Origin of the sequence: Bacillus sp. SIMBA_074 (assembly GCF_046534555.1) — a bacterium.
In the GTDB taxonomy this organism is placed as follows: Bacteria; Bacillota; Bacilli; order Bacillales; family Bacillaceae_G; genus Bacillus_A; species Bacillus_A mycoides.
This window is the reverse complement of sequence record NZ_JAWRYM010001392.1, coordinates 1-228: the sequence shown is the minus strand read 5'-3', so window position 1 is coordinate 228 and position 228 is coordinate 1. Positions and strand designations below refer to the sequence as shown.

The following is a 228-nucleotide window of genomic DNA, read 5'->3' as shown; positions in this document are numbered from 1 at the left end:
GGCCGCGATCTTGCCTACTTTGCGGTCGAACAGGATGAATAACCGGAGAAATTCCAGAAACCGGCGCCTATCCAGCAAGCCGACGAGAAGCCGGTCTTGTTCGGTCGGCGTGACGTGTTTTGACCATAGCTGTTCAAAGTAAGCCCGGCTCTTCGGAGGCTGGCCCTGGAACAGCGCGTCCTTAATGGAGGCAGACAAGGGCTGGTTCTTGATGCCCTGAACGTAGTG

General features: G+C 56.6%; 1 protein-coding gene. It reads right to left on the bottom strand.

The window, feature by feature from the left end; genetic code table 11:
* Window positions 1–228 (bottom strand): hypothetical protein (locus SB773_RS35275; protein ID WP_410595266.1); only part of this gene is annotated, 228 nt, incomplete at both ends.